Below are 18,422 nucleotides of genomic sequence, written 5' to 3'. Positions count from 1 at the left end.
GAACGCCGCCCGCGCGTCGGGCGTGGAACGCCGACGGGCTTGGGGATTCCGGGAGAGCGAAGACTAGAAATTGAAAAAGAGGTTGACGTTACAGGGATCGCGGGGAGTGGTCAAGATGCGCGCGGTCGATGAGTTCTCCGAATCGATGGCAGGCTCCAAACGAGGTGTTTTAGCTAGAATGGCCAGTTATAGCCAATCTTACACCCGGTGCACACAGTCGCAGGCCATGACCAACCTACAGAACCCAAAATTTCAGGAGCTCGTCGCCAAGCTGCGTGAAATCTTCCAGATCGACCGCCCGGAACTCGACTTCGGTATCTACCGCATCCTCAACGCCCGCGCGGGCGAGATCGACGACTATCTGCAAAACCGGCTGGCCGAAAAAGTACGGCAGGCGCTCAGCAGCGGTAACGAAGCCCAACGTGAGCTGGTGGCACGTGAGATCAAGGAGAAGGAAGACCAGTATCAGGCCGATGGGATCAATCCCGACACTGTGCCCAAGGTGCGGGAGTTGCGTCAGAAGCTGGCGCAGTACAGCGTCGGTGCCGGTGAACACGAAAACGCTGTGTTCTCGCACCTTCTCACCTTTTTTTCGCGCTACTACAAGGATGGCGACTTCATCAGCCAGCGCCGCTACAAGGGGGACACTTACGCCATCCCCTATGCGGGCGAAGAGGTGATGCTGCACTGGGCCAACAAGGATCAGTACTACACCAAGAGCGGCGAGAACTTCAGCAACTACAGTTTCAAGCTCGAAGATGGCCGCGCGGTGCATTTCCGTTTGGTCGCCGCCGACACGGCCAAGGACAATCGTAAGGACAACGATAAGGAACGTCGCTTTTCGCTGGTGGCGGCCAAGACCGTCACTCGTGTGGATGAAAACGGCGATGAGTACGATGAAGAGCGGCTGCCGGTGGAGGAAGTGTCGGACAGTGACGGCTCAAAGGAACTGATCGTCCGCTTCGAGTACGCCGCTCAGCCCAAAGGCACCAAGCAGGAGGCACTGGTCAGCGAGGCGGTCAAGGCTGTGCTGGCGGACGCCGTCGTCAAGGCGCGCTGGCCGGCCCTGGGCAATCGCGCGCCGACCGAGAAAAATCCGCAGCGCACCCTGCTGGAAAAGCACCTGAGCGACTACACCACCAAGAACACGGCGGATTACTTCATCCACAAGGATCTGGGTGGGTTCCTGCGCCGTGAGCTGGACTTCTACATCAAGAACGAAGTCATGCACCTGGACGACGTGCAGAACGCCGGCGTATTCGCAGACATCGAGAAGAACCTGCGGATGATCCAATGTCTGCGCGCTATCGCTCTGGAGCTGATTACTTTCCTGGCGCAGCTGGAGGATTTCCAGAAGAAGCTGTGGCTGAAGAAGAAGTTCGTTGTTTCCAGTCACTACTGTATCACGCTGGATCGGGTGCCGGAAGACTTGTACCCGGAGATCGCAGCGAATGAGAGGCAATGGATACAATGGTTTGAACTGGGTATGCGTGCTAGCAAGACTGCCGGCTCCATCGATGAGCTTCGCCAGCACCCGTTCTTGATGGTGGATACCGCAGTCTATTCGACGGAATTTAAATCCAAGCTGCTACAGAAGTTTTCCAGCTTGGAGGAAACTATAGACGGTTTACTAATCCACAGCGACAACTTTCAGGGCTTGAACTTGCTTGGCGAGCGCTATCGGGAGCAAATCAAGTGTATCTATATTGATCCACCTTACAACACCAGCAGTAGCGCTATTCCCTATAAGAACACTTTCAAGCACTCAGCATGGGCCACGATGATGCACAACCGCATCGTTAAGCTGTCGCCCTTGATGCCGCAGGACGGAGCAATTTTCGTCAGTATTGACAAGCACGAGCGGCAAGGACTTGAGCACGTTTTGTCAGAAATATTTGGCGAAGAAAATCAGATTGAAGAATTGATCTGGTCGATGAATACCAACAACAGCCAAGCACCTAACTATTCAACCAACCATGAATATGTCTTGGTGTACGCTAAGAACCGTGTCATTGCGGAGCAAAACAAGGACATGTTCCGTGAGCCTAAGCCGGGTTATGCGGAAGTGATGGAGCTGGTCGCACGACTGAATCCAGAATATCCGCCCATTGCGAACATTGAAGAGGAACTTCGTAAACTATACCGGCAGCACCAGATTGAATATCGAGAACATGTAGAAGCAGAAGGTTTGGAATGGGAAGATGAAAAAAAGAACGATCCATGGAGGGGCTTATTCAACTACAAAAATGCTGAATATCGTGACTCTGCTGGCCGACTGGTTGCGGAGCATGAGGCGCGCGCGAAGCAAGCTGTTATTTGGATTTGGCAAGAAGACAATACTTCCATGCCAGCCACAAAACAATCACCTACTGTTAATGATCCAAATCATCCAAATTACCGTTGGTACAAGCCAAAGCATCCCATCACAGGGAAAGAGTGCCCACATCCGAAAAGCGGCTGGAAATATGCCTATGAGGATACCCCAGAAAGCCCGGGGAAACGCAGTTTGATGTCTCTGCATCGAGACGGACGGATCGCCTGGGGTGAAGACGAAGCCAAAGTTCCGCGTATCAAGCGCATGCTCCATGAAGTTGAAACCAACGTGGGCAAGAGCGTTTTTTCGGACTACTCGGATGGCGAGAAGCAAACGCACGCGCTGTTCAATCGTTCCGGCGTTTTTCTTGCTCCCAAGCACGCCAAATTTGTGTCTCGGTTTATCCAACATGCCAGCAAGAAAAACAGCATTGTTCTTGACTGCTTTGGGGGTTCCGGCAGTACCGGGCAGGCGGTCATCAGTGTCAATCGCGAAGACAACGGCAAGCGCAAGTTTATTCTCATAGAACAAGGCGAGTATTTTTCGACTGTAATCAAGCCACGCATTCAGAAAGTGGTCTATTCGCCAGAATGGAAGGCAGGTAAACCCGTTTCTGAGCAAGCAGGTATTTCCCACTGCTTCAAAGTCCTCAAACTCGAATCCTACGAAGATACCCTGAACAACCTGCAACTGCGCCGCACGCCCGCGCAGGGCGATCTACTGAAGACCCTACCTCAGCAGGTCAAGGACGACTACCTACTCCACTACCTGCTGGACATGGAAAGCCGTGGATCGCTGCTGTCGGTGGAGGATTTCAGGAAGCCCTTCGACTACACCCTCAACGTGGCCGTCGATTCGGCGGGCGCGTTCGAGCCGCGCAAGATCGATCTGGTCGAAACTTTCAACTACCTGATCGGCCTGCGCGTCAAACGCATCGACATGCAGCCTGCGCGCGGCTTCGTCACCGTCACCGGCACACTGCCCAGCGGCGAAAGCTGCCTGGTGCTGTGGCGCGACTGTGATGTGCTGGATTACGAAGGCATCGGCAAGCTCTGCGACACGCTGGGCATCACCCCAGCGGACAACACATTCGACGTGGTCTATATCAACGGCGACCACAACATCCCGACCGTCCTCACCCAGACCGCCGACGAAGGCGGCGCCACCCGCGTGCTCAAACTGCGCCAGATCGAACCGGAGTTTCTGGAGCGCATGTTCTCAGTGGAGGACGTTTGAATGGCCGCCGCAACGCCACCCACCAGAACCAACCGGATTCGTTCGGTCACTATCGAAGGCTTTCGTAGCCTGAAGAACATCCGGAACCTGGAGCTGCCGCCGCTCACCGTGCTCATCGGCGCAAACGGTGCGGGCAAGTCCACCCTGATCCGCTTCTTCGAGCTGCTGAGCTGGATGCTCAAAGCCAAGAACCTGCAAGAGTTCGTGCTACGCCACGGCGGAGGCGATGACCAATTCTTCATGGGGGCGCGCAAGACACCGCGCATCCATGCCGAGCTATGCCTGGATACCGAGAAAGGACAGAACGACTATCGATTTGACCTGGCCCACATCTCGGCCGGAGATTCAGTGATGGTGATGAACGAAGCCTATCGGTATTCGGCCCATGACATACCGACCAAAGCGAAATGGACCGAGATTGACGCTGTGGGTAAGGAATCCAGCCTGCTGGACCAGACGCACAAAACGGCCAAAACCATCGTCAATCTACTGCGGCAATGTTCCACCTATCACTTCCACGACACATCCATCAACGCCGCCATTCACAATCGCTGGGACGTCACCGACTCGTTCCGCCTGCGCTCTGACGGCGGCAACCTCGCGGCCGTGCTGTTGGATCTACGCAAGACAGACGGCAAACGCTACGAACTGATCGTCAAACAGATTAACCGTGTGTTGCCGACGTTCAAGGACTTTGTGCTGGAAGAAGAAGCCGGTAAGGTGCTCTTGCGCTGGGTGGGGCGGCAAAGCGACAAGGTCTTCGGCTCGCACCTCACTTCGGACGGGTCTCTGCGCCTGTTCTGCCTGCTGACGCTGCTGAACCTGCCGCCCGACCGGCTGCCGGACGTGATGTTCTTCGACGAGCCTGAGTTGGGGCTACACCCTCATGCCATTACGCTGGTCGCTGAGATGTTCAAGCGCCTCTCGAAGAAGCGTCAGATCTTCATCGCAACGCAGTCGCCCTATCTGGTGGACTGCTTCGAGCTGGAAAACATCATCGTGGCCAATGCCAACAACGGTGAGACCCTGTTGCGCAACTTGCCGCGCGAGCAATACCAAGAATGGCTCGATGACGAGTATCAGCTCTCTGACATCTGGTTGAAGCAGGCGGTCGGAGGGATGGAATGATTCGGATCTGTATTGTTTGCGAAGGCCAGACCGAAGTCGAGTTTGTGAAGTCCTGCCTAGCGCCTTATCTGCTGTGTAGCCAAGTATTGGCATTTCCGTCACTGCTTCAGGCCCCATCAGGGAATCATAGAGGCGGTCGTGTCACGGTAGAGCGCCTGGTCAAGTTCATATCGCACCAGTACCACCAGGCGGACCGCATCACCACGCTGGTGGACTTCTACGGTTTCCAAGATCGAGGCAGTCGTAGCCGTGCTCAACTGGAAGCCGACATCCGTGCGGGCGTTGAGGGCTCTACCACCGGGTACGACCGGCGCTTCGTGTTGCCCTACGTGCAGATGCATGAATTTGAAGGCTTGCTGTTCACCAATCCGGGGGCATTCGAATGGGTTTCGGATGGCTGGAGTGAAGATGTGAAGAATGCACTGACCGCCGTTGCACAGGGGGTAGCAAGTCCGGAAGACATCAACGATAGTCCGGAATCAGCCCCTTCCAAGCGAATCCTGCGCATTTTTCCGGAAGGAACCTACTCGAAGACAGAACATGGCCCACTGATTGCCGAGGCCATCGGGATTGACGCGATTCGCCGGAAGTGTCCGCAGTTCGATGCCTGGGTTGCTCATCTGCAGGCATGGGGTTATTGAAGTGGCACGGCAAACAAAACATCAAAAGAAACGCAGTTTCCATCAGGAACTGGTGCTCAATCGCTGGGTGCTGGGCTTCTTTCAGGGCGGCACGCCGGCAGCACTGAAGATGCGTCTGGGCGATGACCGCTTCGAGGGCATCGACGAGGATGGCCAGACCAAGTTCTTTCATGAACTGATCCGAGGCTTGTTCGATCTCAACAAGGTGTCTGAAACCGAGCTGCGGCGCTACGACCTGAACATCGTCGCCCACTGGCAGGCCATCACCGCCCAGCGCAACACGCTGGAAGGCCACGAACTGCAGATGAAGTACTTCCAGTACCTCTCGCTGCTGTTCACCGAGCTGTATCTGGACTGGTACTTCAACCATCGCCAAGACCTGCTGGACGGTCTGAACGAGGAGATGATTCGCTACCGCGCCGAGAACGGCGCGGAGCCTTTCCGTGACTTCGAGGCGGACGATCTGAACAAGATCGCCTTCTGGAACGCCACCGGCAGCGGCAAGACGCTTCTGTTGCATGTCAACATCCGCCAATACCTGCACTATTTTCAGGCCGGGCGACACGATCACTATCCGAGCAAGATCATCCTGCTCACACCCAATGAGGGTCTGTCGCGCCAGCACTTGGAAGAGCTGCACCTGTCCGGCTTCGGCTTCGCGCAGTTCTTCAACAAGGCCCAGACCCCGACGCGCGGCGCCATCGAGATCATCGACATCAACAAACTGGGCGACGAGATGGGCGACAAGACGGTCGCCGTGGAGGCCTTCGAGGGCAACAACCTCGTGCTGGTGGACGAAGGACATCGCGGCACGGGCACGGCGGCAGGCGCATGGATGGCGCGACGCGAGGCCCTGGTGCGCGGCGGTTTTGCCTTTGAGTATTCGGCCACATTCGGGCAGGCGGTGGCCAAGGGCATGACCGTGGCTGACGCAGAAGAAGACATCCGGAAAAAGCGCGCCAAGATGCTGTTCGAGACGACCAGCCTGAAAAAGCTGGACGACGGGCAGAAGGCGCAGTTGGCGCTGACCGCCGAGGACAAGCGACGCGCGCGCATCACCGCTACCCGCGAGATCTACGCCAAGTGCATCCTGTTCGACTACTCGTACAAGTTCTTCTATGAGGACGGCTACGGCAAGGAATCGCTGATCCTCAACATGAATGGCGCGGCCTATGAACAGGCCGACAACGCGCGCAAGTATTTCACCGCCTGCCTGCTCGCCTACTACCAGCAGCTCTGGCTGTGGAGCACGCACGGCGACAAGTTGACGGACTTCAACATCGAAAAGCCGCTGTGGATATTCGTGGGCAACACGGTGTCGGGTGAGGATTCTGACATTCTGGATGTGGTGAACTTCCTCGCCGACTTCCTGAACAGCGATGCGCAGATCAAGATCTGGCTGGCCGAGATGATTGCGGACAAGGCGCAGATCCTGGACGCCAAGGGCAACAACATCTTCAGCGGGCGCTTTACGCCCTTGATGGGCTTCAGTGGTCGCGTGGACGCGCTGTACGCCGACATCCTGCGGCGCGTGTTCAATGCCTCGGCCCGTCAGCGGTTGAAACTGATCAACATCAAGAGCAGCAAAGGCGAACTGGCGTTGCGCGTGGGCAATGCCGAGCCCTTCGGCCTCATCAATATCGGCGACGATGCCGGCTTCTTCGGCATGGCGGAAGACCAGCCGGCCTTCGACAGCGAACGCGATGACTTCGGCGGCGCGCTATTCGGTACGCTGAACAACAAGGACAGCCGCTTGAACCTACTGATCGGCTCGCGCAAGTTCACGGAAGGCTGGAGCAGCTGGCGCGTATCCACGATGGGTCTACTGAACATGGGTCAAGGTGAAGGGTCGCAGATAATCCAGTTGTTCGGGCGCGGGGTGCGACTCAAGGGCAAAGGTTTCTCGCTCAAGCGCAGCTTGCCGCAGGACAGACCCAAGGGCGTGCATCTGGACAAACTGGAAACGCTGAACATCTTCGGCGTGCGCGCCGGTTACATGGCGGCGTTCAAGGACTACCTGCGCGAGGAAGGCATCACGCCCAGTGACGAAGTGCTGGAGCTGGACTTCCCGACCCGCGCCGACCTGCCCAAGGGCAAGCTCAAGACCTTGGCGCTGAAGGATGGCTACAAGGACAACCAGAAACTCGGGTTCAAGCGTAAGCACTTCCCGTGGCTGTACGAGATTCCCGCGCCGTTCCAGGGCAAGATCAAGCCACCCCATGTGGTGCTTGACCTCTACCCGCGCGTCGAAGCGCTGTCCGGCAAGGACAAGGACACAGCCTCAACGACGGAAGCCCGCAACAAGGGCACATTGAATCAGACACTGTTCGCGGCCTTCGACTGGGATCGCCTCTATCTGGCCTTGCAGGATTACAAGCTGCAGCGTAGCTGGAGCAACCTGCGGCTGGAACGGCGGAAGCTGATCGACTTCTGCGCAGGCGCGCAGGATTGGTACACACTGTTCATTCCGGCGGCGGAATTGAACGTCACGACCTTCGCCGACATCCGCAAGCAGGAAGACATCCTGCTGCGACTGCTGACGGACTATACCGACCGCTTCTACAAGGCCCTGAAGACCGGCTACGAAGGCCAGTTCTACGACATCACCCACATCGATGAAGATCACGGGGCGATGCTCAAGCTTTACCGGTTCGAGATCGAGAACAGCGACGACGGTCTTGAGTATCAGGCGAAGCTGGAAGTGCTGAAGAAACTGGTGGCGGACGGTAAGATCGGCGAGGCCGGCCAATGGAACGCGCCGCACATGGTGGCCATCAGCTTCGACCGACACCTGTACTACCCGCTCCTGGCACTGGAGGACAAGGATGCTGTGCCGCTGAAGCTGCGCCCGCCGACGTTTGACGCGCCGAGCGAATGGAGGTTTGTCCGCGATCTGAAGGCGTTCTACAACTCAGGCGAAGGCAAGGAAGCCATTGGTCCGCGCAGTCTTTACCTATTGCGCAATGCGGATCGGGAAGAGAAAGGCCTGGGTTTCGCGTTGGCGGGCAACTTCTATCCGGACTTCCTGCTGTGGCTGGTTGACGATATCAGCGGTAAGCAGTGGCTGACCTTCGTCGATCCGAAGGGTCTGCGCAATCTCGACCTGTCGCACCCCAAGCTGGGTCTCTACAAGGAAGTGAAGACGCTGGAGAAGACCCTGGCGGCGCAGGCCAAAGCGGGCGAACCGCCGTTGGTCTTGAATGCCTTCGTCCTGTCGCCGACGAAGTTCGCCGATCTGCTCAACGTGGGCGACCCGACAAAAAAGGCCGATCTGGAAAACCGCAACGTGCTGTTCATGGAAGATGGTGCAAGCAACTACCTGAAAAAGCTGTTTGCAAAGATCTCCGGATGAACGCCATCGACTTGATCCGCGCTGAACACGGACGCCATCAGCCGTCCGTGTTCCAGCGGCCAGTCCTCACCCCAGCCGCTGTAATGCACGATCAACCCCTGCATCAGACTTTCCGCCGTGGTGCGCGTCGGCGTTGTCCGGCCGCCTCGGCCTGCTCCATCTGCGCGATGGACCGGCGCTTGAGCACGAACAGGTCTTCCAGATCCTCGACCAGCCCCAGCGCCTGGACCACGCGGACCAGGGTTTCCAGCGAACTCTGACCATCCCGCTCCAGCTTGCGCACGGCCCCCAGGGACAGCCCGGCCATCTGGGCCAGATCGCGTTGTGAGAGTTCCTGGGCCAGACGCTGTGTCCGCAGACGAGAACCCAGCGTCTGCTGGATCTCAGCGGGTAATGCAAGGGCAAAAACCATTTTTATGGCTCTAGAATCACACAAGAGATTTTAAGAGCTATTATAATGACTTTTGATTTGCAGGTGGCGTTCGTGCGTCATCAAACAGACAGCACGAACTGTTTCGGTCAGTCTTTCAATACGCTGTGCAGCGGTCGAGCGGTCGCCCCTAAAACTCAGGTCGCCTACGATCGGCACAGGACACTCACAGGAGGAAACTGACGATGCCCACACCAACGACCACACCGACCGAGACCCTTTCGCCATGGTGGCCACGGTCACTGGCGATCGTGATGATCGTCGGCTTCTCGCTCCTGATCCTGCTCTCGATGAAGACTTATGAGAACGCGCCGCCGATCCCGGCGCGGGCAGTCGATCCCAGCGGAGCGGTCGTCTTCACCGCCGAGGACGTCGCCGCCGGCCAGGAGGTCTTTCTCAAATACGGCCTGATGGACAACGGAACGATCTGGGGCCACGGGGGCATGCTGGGTCCGGACTTCTCGGCGCAGACGCTGCACGGCCTCGCCCTGCATCATGCCGAGCATCTGGCCCAGACCCGCTTTCAGACAGCCTACACCGAGTTGAGCGCCGACGAGCGCGCCGGCGTCGACGGCTCGGTCGCCGCCGAATTCAAGCGCAACGGCTACGACCCGGCCACCGGGATCCTGAGCCTGCCGGCCGATAGCCAGGCAGCATTCGACGCCCAGATCGCCGCCTGGACCGCCTATTTCCAGAGTCCGGCCGACAACGGCGGACTCGCCGGCGGCGCCGTGACCGATCCCACCGAGCTACGCCAGCTCACCGCCTTTTTCAGTTGGGCCGCCTGGGCGGCCGCCGCGCAGCGGCCCGGCACTACGCACTCCTATACCAACAACTTTCCGTATGACCCGCTCGTCGGCAATCATCCGACCTCCGGCGCGCTCTTATGGAGCGCCATCAGTCTGATATTTCTGCTCGGCGGCATCGCGATCGTGCTGCTGGCATTCGGGAAATTCTCCTATCTCGGCTGGCACGGGGACGACACGGCGGCTCGCTCCCGGCTCGCTATGGCCACGCCGGTCGCCATCACGCCGGCCCAGTCGGCGACACTCAAATTCATGGTCATCGCCGGCCTGCTCTTTCTCGCGCAGGTGCTGATCGGCGGCGGCATCGCACACTACCGCGCCGAGCCGGAGAATTTTTATGGGTTCGATCTCTCGACCCTCTGGCCGAGCAACCTGTTGCGCATCTGGCATCTGCAACTGGCGATCTTCTGGGTTGCCACGGCCTATGTGGGCGGCGCGCTGTTCGTGGCATCGGCGCTCGGCGGCGGCGACCCGACGCATCAACGCCGGCTGATCGACACGCTCTTCTGGGCACTGGTCGCGGTGGTCGTCGGCAGCCTGCTCGGTCAGTGGCTCGGCATCAATGACCTGCTGGGCGGGTGGTGGTTCTGGCTCGGCAATCAGGGCTGGGAGTATCTGGAGATCGGGCGCTTCTGGCAGATGCTGCTGGCGGCGGGTCTGTTCTTCTGGTTCTGGCTGGTGCTGCGTGCCGTGAAACCGGCGCGGGCCGATCCCGAGCGGCGCACCTTCGTCAACTTCTTCCTGATCGCCGCCTTCGCGATTCCGTTTTTCTATCTCCCGGCGTTCTTCTTCGGCAGCACGACGCATTTTTCGGTCGTCGACATGTGGCGGTTCTGGCTGATCCATCTCTGGGTCGAGGGCTTCTTCGAGTTCTTCGTGACCGTGATCGTCGCGGTCATCTTCTACCAGCTCGGCCTGGTGCGGCGGCTCACGGCGATCCGGGTCATCTATCTCGACGCCATCCTCTACTTCGGCGGCGGTCTGATCGGCACCGCCCACCACTGGTATTTCACCGGCCAGACCGAACTGGCGATGGCGCTCGGGGCCACCTTCTCGGCGCTGGAGGTCGTCCCGCTGACCCTGCTGACGCTGGATGCCTGGGATTTCTACCGTGTGAGCCGGGGCGGCGGCCCGGTTTACCCGCACCGCTGGACCTTCTTCTTCCTGATGGCGGTCGGCTTCTGGAACTTCACCGGCGCCGGGGTCTTCGGCTTCCTCATCAACATGCCGATCGTGAGCTACTACGAGATCGGCACCACGCTCACCATCAATCATGGCCATGCCGCCTTCGTCGGCGTCTTTGGCATGCTGGCGGTCGGACTCATGGCCTATCTGCTGCGCGAGATCACCAGCGACGAGCGCTGGCCACTGGTCGAGACCTGTCTGAAAGTGAGCTTCTGGGGGCTGAACATTGGTCTGGCTCTGATGATCCTTCTCAGCCTGCTGCCGGGCGGCGTGCTGCAACTGCGGGACGTACTGGAGAACGGGTACTGGCACGCCCGCTCGCTGAACTACACGGCCACGTCGCTCGCCCGCTACGTCGAATGGATGCGGATCTGGGGCGATTCGGTCTTCATCCTGTTCGGCGTGGTTCCGCTCGTCATCGGGCTTCTGCTGGCCTATCGCGATCCGTGGCGCCGCCGTGCCGTGCTTACCGATTCAACCCGGTCGGCCATCGGGTCGCGGGCTCCATAGCATGGGGGCATGCACCCAGAGAAAGAGTCCGAAGGCCAGGATCCAGCACAGCCCGCCGGCCGTCAGCCAGGTCTGATAGCCGGCGGGTGCAAGCAGGGGCGCGAGTCCGCGCAGGACCGCCGCGAGATTGATGAGGACGAAGGCGAGCAGCGTCAGCGGCGCCGCCTGCATGGGTCGACCCGTATGACCCACCGCCACCCGCGCCATCATGCCCAGCGTCAATACCCCGATCGCGCCCACGGTCAGGCTGTGCAGGGCCGCGCGCGGCGTCATGCCGGTGAAGGCCGGCAGCCCGTCCAGGATCAGACCGAGCGCGAGCCAGAGCAGGCCAAGGTAGAGCACGGTCAGCATGGGCGTGTTCCAGATCCGCCGGTCGTGCCAGCCGATCAGCCGCGCCAGTTGCAGCAGACCCAGGGTCAGCGCCAGACCGCCCGCGACCGGCCCGAGCGGCTGGACGAAATCGACGATCAGCAACCCGGCGGCGACGACAAAGACCAGTCGCTCCAGGATCGGAAACACCTGGGGTTGCGCGTTGGCGAGGGCGCTCTTGATGAAGAAGGGCATGACCCGCCCGGAGACCAGCAGCATCACCAGCACGATCAGACCGAGCATCAGGCGATGACCGCGCGTGGCGCCGCCGACGAGCAGGCCGAGCGCCTCCAGATGGACCATCGCACTGGCGGCCGTCATCCCGGCGAAGACCAGCAAAAAGACCCGGTTGACCGGATTGGGACCGTGCCAGAGTGGGTGCCGGAGTGCGAGCGCCAGCGCCGGAAAAAAGGCGAGATCGAGCAGAACGACCGGCAGCGGCGGCAACCCGACCCAGGGCGCGAGCCGTCCGGCCAGCCAGAGACCGACCAGCGCGGCGAGTCGAGCGCCGGTTGCGGTCGGCATCCCGGTCCAGTTGCGCACGGCGGTGAGCAGGAATCCGGCGATCACCGCTGCGAGATAGCCGAGCAGCATCTCGTGCGCGTGCCAGGCAGTGCCGGCGAGATGGCCCGGCTGAGGCCAGAGACCGCTCAGGATCGCCAGCCAGACAGCGACGGAGAGGATCGCCGCCAGACCGGCGGCGAGAAAGAAGGGACGGAACCCGAGCGCGAGGACGGGAGCGGCGTTGAGACGGGCGGTGAGGGTCATGCGAATCCGGGCCGGTTGGCGGTTGCAGCGGAGCTTGAGTGCAGGCTAGCGACCGTGCTGTCTGCGGGCCTTGATGCGGGTCAAGCGGCGAGCGGCGTACAGCCGGGTCGAGTCGGCTACAGCCAGAACTCAGGATAGCGCCGGGTGGCGGGGAGATTATTGAACAGTAGCGCCACGACCAGCAGCACCAGTGGTCCCAGCGTGGCCGGGAACAGCACGAAGAGATAGCCCATGGCATGCACCTGATCGGAGCCGATGACGGCGATGAGCGCGGTCGCACCGCCCGGCGGGTGCAGGGTGCGGGTCAGGTGCATCAGGGCGATGGCGGTGGCGACCGCGACCGACTGCGCCAGCCAGGGTTCGCCGCCCAGCCACTGCCAGCAGGTCACGCCCACCAGCGCCGAGATGACATGCCCGCCGATGAGATTGCGCGGCTGGGCCAGCGGGCTGCGCACCGCGCCGAAGACCAGCACCGCCGAAGCGCCGAGCGAGCCGATGGCAAGCGTCAGATCGGTCCCGGCGAAGAACCACTGATTGATCCAGGCGACGGCGGCCATCCCCAGGAAGGCGCCCATCCACGACCAGAGCACCTCCGGCCGGCTGACGCGGGGCGGGCTGCCATGGAGGCTGCCGCGCATCTTGCTCAAATAGCTCCTCAACCCCATGACTGGCGATCCAGGTGATAGGCGCTCAGAAAGACCTTGCGCAGAAGCAACCCCGCCAGACGCCCATCGGTCGAAATCACCGGCATGGCGCGGCCGGGATGGCTGGCGAAGGCGGCAAGCAACTCGCGCAGTCCGGCGTCCAGCGGCACGCTCACCACGGGCGAGGTCATGAACTCGCCGACCGGGCGATGGTGCTGTTCCGACTTGATGCACGAATCATCCATGATCACCCGCGCCAGCAGGCCAAGAAAGGTCTCAGCCCCAAGCCAGCGCAGCACATCGGTCTCGGTCAGGATGCCAAGCACACGCCTCTGCCCGTCCACCACCGGCAGCGATTTCAACCCCTGATGCACGAAGCTGGGGATGGCCTCGGCGAGCGGGATCTCGGGCGTCAGCGGACTGACCTCGCGGCGCATCAGCCGTCCGGCGGTGATCCCGCTGAACAGCCGGTCGATCGCGTGACGATGGGCCAGACGGTAGACGGCGCGGAAATCCATGGTGGTGATGTCGAGATAGCCGGGGATCTCGCGCATCGCCTCCAGGATGTCATCGTCGGTGAGCTCGATCTCGGCGGGGTCGTCCTGAGCGGACGGCGGCTCCGACAAGTCGAGGGTCGAGCGCTGCGTCATGGCCAAAATCCTCCAGGGCGATGGATTCGCCGGTTGGCTCATTGCATACGCGCACGACGTTTGACGCCTTGATGCAGGTCAAGTCCAGGGGGCACGTCATCACACGGGACGCAACACAGGCAGAGCGGGCAGAGATCGCGGCGGGCCTGACAGTACCTCACTGTCAGGATTTCAGAGGAGTTGGCGGAGATTTGCGGGCTTTCGGCGGCCCGCAGAAATCTCCGGAAAGTGCTGTATCGACTCAGACGTTGAACCGGAAGTGGATGACGTCCCCATCCTGGACGACGTACTCCTTGCCTTCCGAGCGCAGCTTGCCGGCCTCCTTGGCGCCCTGCTCGCCCTTGCAGGCGACGAAGTCCTCGTAGCCGATGACCTCGGCACGGATGAAGCCGCGCTCGAAGTCGGAGTGGATGACGCCGGCGGCCTGTGGCGCCCTGGACTGCTTGGGGATGGTCCAGGCGCGCACCTCCTTGGGTCCGGCGGTGAAATAGGTCTCCAGACCCAGCAGCCGATAGCCGGCGCGCACCACCCGGTTCAGACCCGGTTCCTCCAGCCCGAGATCGGCCAGGAACTCATCGCGCGCTTCATCGTCGAGTTCCAGGATCTCGGCCTCGATCGCCGCGCACACCGGCACCACCACGGCGCCTTCGCTCTCGGCCAGCGCCCGCACCTGATCGAGCAGCGGATTGTTCTCGAAACCGTCCTCGGACACGTTGGCGATATACATGGTCGGCTTGGCGGTCAGCAGGAACAGATCGCGTAGCTCGGCCTGCTCGTCCTCGTCCAGACCTAACGAGCGCACCGGCTTGCCGGCGTCGAGTTGCACCTGTGCGCGCTCCAGGATCTCCTTGCGCTTGAGGATCTGCTTGTCGCCGGTCTTGGCCGTGCGCTGCGCCCGGTCGAGCGCCTTGCTCACACTCTCCAGGTCCGCCAGCGCCAGCTCGGTATTGATGACCTCGATGTCGCCGAGCGGATCGACCTTGCCGGCCACATGCACCACGTCATCGTTCTCGAAGCAGCGCACCACATGGGCGATGGCGTCGGTCTCGCGGATGTTGGCCAGGAACTTGTTGCCCAGCCCCTCGCCCTTGGAGGCGCCGGCCACCAGTCCGGCGATGTCGACGAACTGCATCGAAGTCGGCAGCACCTTCTGCGGCTTGGTGATGCCGGCGATGACATCGAGCCGGGGGTCGGGTAGCGGCACCACGCCGACATTCGGGTCGATGGTGCAGAAAGGGTAGTTTTCGGCCGCGATGGCCGCCTTGGTCAGGGCATTGAAGAGGGTCGACTTGCCGACGTTGGGCAGACCGACGATGCCGCATTTGAATCCCATGTTGAATTGAACCGCGTTGTTTCAGAAGAAAGAATGTTGAGGAGGATCGACCGTCAGTCCCGGCGCGGCTCGACCGGATCGCGATTGTAGCGATCCTCGAAACGCACGATGTCGTCCTCGCCCAGATAGCTGCCGGACTGCACCTCGATGAGTTCGAGCGGGATACGGCCCGGATTCTCCAGCCGATGCGTGACCCCGACCGGGATATAGGTCGACTGGTTCTCGGTGAGCAGGAACGTCTTGTCGTCACAGGTCACGCGCGCGGTGCCGGAGACGACGATCCAGTGCTCGGCGCGATGATGATGCATCTGCAACGACAGCGACTCGCCGGGCTTCACGGTCAGGCGCTTGACCTGATAGCGTGCCCCCTGATCGATCGACTCATAGGCACCCCAGGGCCGATGCACGCGCTGATGATGGATATATTCATCACGCTGCTGACGCTGGAGGAACTGTGTGACGGCCTTGACGTCCTGCGCCGCTTCCTTGGTCGCGACCAGCACCGCATCCGGGGTCTCGACCACGATCAGGTTGTCGACGCCGATGGCCGCTACCATGCGATGCTTGGCCACCAGCAGATTGTCGTGGGCATTGTGCACGAAGGCATCGCCATCGAGCACGTTGCCGCTGGCGTCCTGCTCGCGCACCGCCCACAGCGCCGACCAGGCGCCGACGTCCGACCAGCCGACGTTGAGCGGGATCACGATCGTCGGTGGCAGATCGCTCCCCTCCCCATCCCGCACCGCACGCGCCAGCGGCTCCATGACCGCATAGTCGATCGAATCGCTCGGGCAGGCCGCGAACAGCTCGGCGTCGAGACGCAGGAAATCGCCATCGTTCGTCGCGCTCTCGCAGGCGCGGGTCACGGCCTGCGCGATGTCGGGCCGGAAGCGCTCGATGAGCGCCAGCCACACCGAGGCGCGCAGCACGAACAGACCGCTGTTCCACAGATATTCGCCCGAGGCCAGATAGCCCTGAGCGGTCTCGGTATCGGGTTTCTCGACGAAGCCATCGAGTGCGTAGGCCGGCCCGCTCAGATCGGTGCGATCGAGCGACGCTCCCTGACGAATATAGCCATAGCCGGTCTCGGGCGCGCTCGGCACGATCCCGAAGGTGACGACCGCCCCGTCACGCGCCAGCGCATGGGCATCGGCCACGGCGGCGCGGAACCCCGGCTCGTCGCGGATGTTGTGATCGGCCGGCATCACCAGCATCACCGGATCCGCGTCCGACTGATTGGCCACGAGCGCGGCCAGCGTCAGGGCCGGTGCGGTGTTGCGTCCCTTGGGTTCGAGCACGATGGCGGCGGCCCGTCGCCCCATCAGCCGCAACTGCTCGGCGACCAGGAAGCGATGCGCATCGTTGCAGACCACCAGCGGATCGCGCACGGCAATGGCCTGACGCGGATGCTCCTCGGCCAGACCGTCGAGCCGGCCGACCGTCTCCTGCAGCATGGTATGCTCACTGGTGAGCGGCAGGAACTGCTTGGGATAGGCTTCACGCGAGAGCGGCCAGAGTCGCGTGCCGGATCCACCGGAGAGAATGACGGGTTGTAAGGGCATCGCGACAGGCTCCATATCTTGGAATCGATAAACAAAGGTTTGAATTAAAGCGCGTCCGGCGCGCGATGTGTAGAGCACCTGACCCAATAGGCCCGCGAACGATGATAGCCGAACCGACCCACCTCGCCCGTCTGCTGCGCGACACCGCTGCGACCGCCATCCTGCCCAACTGGAAGGGGATCGCCGCCCGCCACAAGTCCGACGGCAGCTTCGTCACCGAATCGGACCTGGCGGCGCAACGCTACCTCACCGAAGCGCTCGCCCGCGACTTCCCAGGCATCCCGCTGCTCGGCGAGGAGATGACGCCCGTCGAGCAAGAGCGGATGCTCCGGAACGCCGACAGCGCCCTGTGGGTGGTCGACCCGCTGGACGGCACCAGCAACTATGCCGCCGGTTTTCCGGCGTTCTCGATCTCGCTGGCGCTGATCAAGGGCGGGCGACCGGTACTCGGCGCCATCCTCGACCCGGTGCGCGACGAGTGCTTCGTCGCCGCCCGAGGCCAAGGCGCCTGGCTGAACGATGAGCCGATCCGCCCTTTCGCGCCGAGCCGTTCAGTCCGCGACTGTTTGGCGATGGTCGATCTCAAGCGGCTCCCGCCCGAACTGCTGCGGGCCGTCACCCGCCAGACCTGCTTCAGCTCACAGCGCTATCTCGGCTCGGTCGCGCTCGAATGGTGCTGGCTGGCCGCCGGGCGCTTTCAGCTCTATCTGCATGGCGGCCAGAAGCTGTGGGACTATGCTGCCGGGCGCCTGATCGCCGATGAGGCCGGCGCGGCGGCCTGGCATCTCATCCCGGACAGCCTCGAACCCAGCCCCGAAATCACCCTGGAACCCCGGCTGGCCATCGCCGCCGCCAATACCGAACTCTTGCACGCCTGGAGCCACTGTCTCGGACTGGCAGTCGACGTGGATTAGCGCAGCACCGCCCGCAGCCGCATCAGAATACGATCCGCCGCCTCGACCGCGAAGTCGTCGTAGATCATCGCCTGTTCGAGCTGTTTGCCGAGCACCTCGACGTCGGGGTTGTCGAAGGTGCGGGCCAGATCGAGCGTCTGGCGCGGAACGCGGGTCTGGCCATCCATGGCGACGGCTTCGAAGCTGACCAGATAATGCAGCTCATAGGCGAGCGTCTTGCCGTTCAGATCGACCGCCGCCACCCGCGCGGAGCGGTTTTCGGACAGGATGCGCAGCGTCAGCCTGGCCTCGGCCGGGTTGGTCGTCAGCCGAATCTGACTGCCGGTCAGCAGGTCGCGCATGGCACGCTCGACCGCTGAACCACCAGGCGCCTGAATCAGCATCGGGTTGTATTCGGGCGGGATCTCGACGCTGCCGCGCAGCCGAAAGCCGCAACCGGCCTGAAACGCCAGAACCAGCGCCAGCAGCCCATATAACGCGATCCGCGTCCGACTCATGACGATCGACCCTCCCGTCCGGCGTTTCACACGACTCACACGACCAGATTGAGCAGACCAAGAGTGCTAGGTGTCTGATTTTG

General features: G+C 61.4%; 13 protein-coding genes. 6 read left to right on the top strand and 7 right to left on the bottom strand.

The features are described 5' to 3' along the window. Window positions 1–115 precede the first annotated feature (115 nt). From HW932_RS02075 to HW932_RS02060, 4 genes are read left to right on the top strand one after another with little or no spacing between them, the layout of a single operon-like run. Window positions 116–3,550 carry a site-specific DNA-methyltransferase gene (locus HW932_RS02075; protein ID WP_222932186.1) on the top strand — a complete coding sequence of 1,145 codons (3,435 nt, stop codon included), beginning with the start codon at window positions 116–118 and terminating at the stop codon, window positions 3,548–3,550. Then, window positions 3,551–4,678, top strand: coding sequence for an AAA family ATPase (locus HW932_RS02070; protein WP_176974834.1), 1,128 nt, complete (start codon window positions 3,551–3,553; stop codon window positions 4,676–4,678). Continuing rightward, on the top strand, window positions 4,675–5,319 hold the full coding sequence (locus HW932_RS02065; protein WP_176974833.1) for a DUF4276 family protein: 645 nt from the start codon (window positions 4,675–4,677) through the stop codon (window positions 5,317–5,319). The genes HW932_RS02070 and HW932_RS02065 overlap by 4 nt, the downstream gene beginning before the upstream one ends. Before the next feature lie 52 nt (window positions 5,320–5,371). Continuing rightward, window positions 5,372–8,671: a DEAD/DEAH box helicase family protein gene (locus HW932_RS02060; RefSeq protein ID WP_222932185.1), complete on the top strand. Its 3,300-nt coding sequence runs from the start codon at window positions 5,372–5,374 to the stop codon at window positions 8,669–8,671. A 103-nt stretch (window positions 8,672–8,774) separates the two neighbouring features. Here the strand turns inward: HW932_RS02060 and HW932_RS02055 are convergent, their stop codons facing one another. Further along, the gene (locus HW932_RS02055) at window positions 8,775–9,083 is read right to left on the bottom strand and encodes a helix-turn-helix domain-containing protein (RefSeq protein WP_176974832.1); all 309 of its coding nucleotides are present in this window, start codon (window positions 9,081–9,083) and stop codon (window positions 8,775–8,777) included. 203 nt (window positions 9,084–9,286) lie between these two features. Between HW932_RS02055 and HW932_RS02050 the strand changes: the two genes are divergently transcribed. After that, entirely contained in the window at window positions 9,287–11,602 is a 2,316-nt protein-coding gene (locus HW932_RS02050; RefSeq protein WP_176974831.1) for a nitric-oxide reductase large subunit, read from the top strand. On the opposite strand, the gene HW932_RS02045 is transcribed toward HW932_RS02050, so the two are convergent. From HW932_RS02045 to HW932_RS02025, 5 genes are all read right to left on the bottom strand, one after another. Beyond that, window positions 11,567–12,739, bottom strand: coding sequence for an NnrS family protein (locus HW932_RS02045; RefSeq protein WP_176974830.1), 1,173 nt, complete (start codon window positions 12,737–12,739; stop codon window positions 11,567–11,569). The two genes, HW932_RS02050 and HW932_RS02045, sit on opposite strands and share 36 nt — an antisense overlap. Before the next feature lie 116 nt (window positions 12,740–12,855). After that, window positions 12,856–13,377 (bottom strand): HPP family protein, encoded by a 522-nt coding sequence (locus HW932_RS02040; RefSeq protein ID WP_246296599.1) that lies wholly within the window; start codon window positions 13,375–13,377, stop codon window positions 12,856–12,858. 17 nt (window positions 13,378–13,394) lie between these two features. Further along, window positions 13,395–14,033 carry a CBS domain-containing protein gene (locus HW932_RS02035; protein ID WP_176974828.1) on the bottom strand — a complete coding sequence of 213 codons (639 nt, stop codon included), beginning with the start codon at window positions 14,031–14,033 and terminating at the stop codon, window positions 13,395–13,397. Window positions 14,034–14,274: 241 nt separating this feature from the next. Then, window positions 14,275–15,366, bottom strand: a complete 1,092-nt coding sequence (gene ychF / locus HW932_RS02030) for a redox-regulated ATPase YchF (RefSeq protein WP_176974827.1) — start codon at window positions 15,364–15,366, stop codon at window positions 14,275–14,277. A gap of 53 nt (window positions 15,367–15,419) precedes the next feature. Beyond that, complete coding sequence (locus HW932_RS02025; RefSeq protein WP_176974826.1) at window positions 15,420–16,928, bottom strand: mannose-1-phosphate guanylyltransferase/mannose-6-phosphate isomerase; 1,509 nt, start codon at window positions 16,926–16,928, stop codon at window positions 15,420–15,422. Window positions 16,929–17,029: 101 nt separating this feature from the next. On the opposite strand from HW932_RS02025, the gene HW932_RS02020 reads away from it, so the two are divergent. Next, window positions 17,030–17,842 (top strand): inositol monophosphatase family protein, encoded by an 813-nt coding sequence (locus HW932_RS02020; protein WP_176974825.1) that lies wholly within the window; start codon window positions 17,030–17,032, stop codon window positions 17,840–17,842. Here the strand turns inward: HW932_RS02020 and HW932_RS02015 are convergent. Further along, window positions 17,839–18,339: an LPS-assembly lipoprotein LptE gene (locus HW932_RS02015; protein WP_176974824.1), complete on the bottom strand. Its 501-nt coding sequence runs from the start codon at window positions 18,337–18,339 to the stop codon at window positions 17,839–17,841. The two genes, HW932_RS02020 and HW932_RS02015, sit on opposite strands and share 4 nt — an antisense overlap. Window positions 18,340–18,422 lie beyond the last annotated feature (83 nt).

It is taken from the genome of Allochromatium humboldtianum (genome assembly GCF_013385175.1).
GTDB lineage: Bacteria > Pseudomonadota > Gammaproteobacteria > Chromatiales > Chromatiaceae > Thermochromatium > Thermochromatium humboldtianum.
The sequence above is the reverse complement of the archived record's forward strand: the minus strand, read 5'-3'. Positions and strand labels throughout refer to the sequence as shown.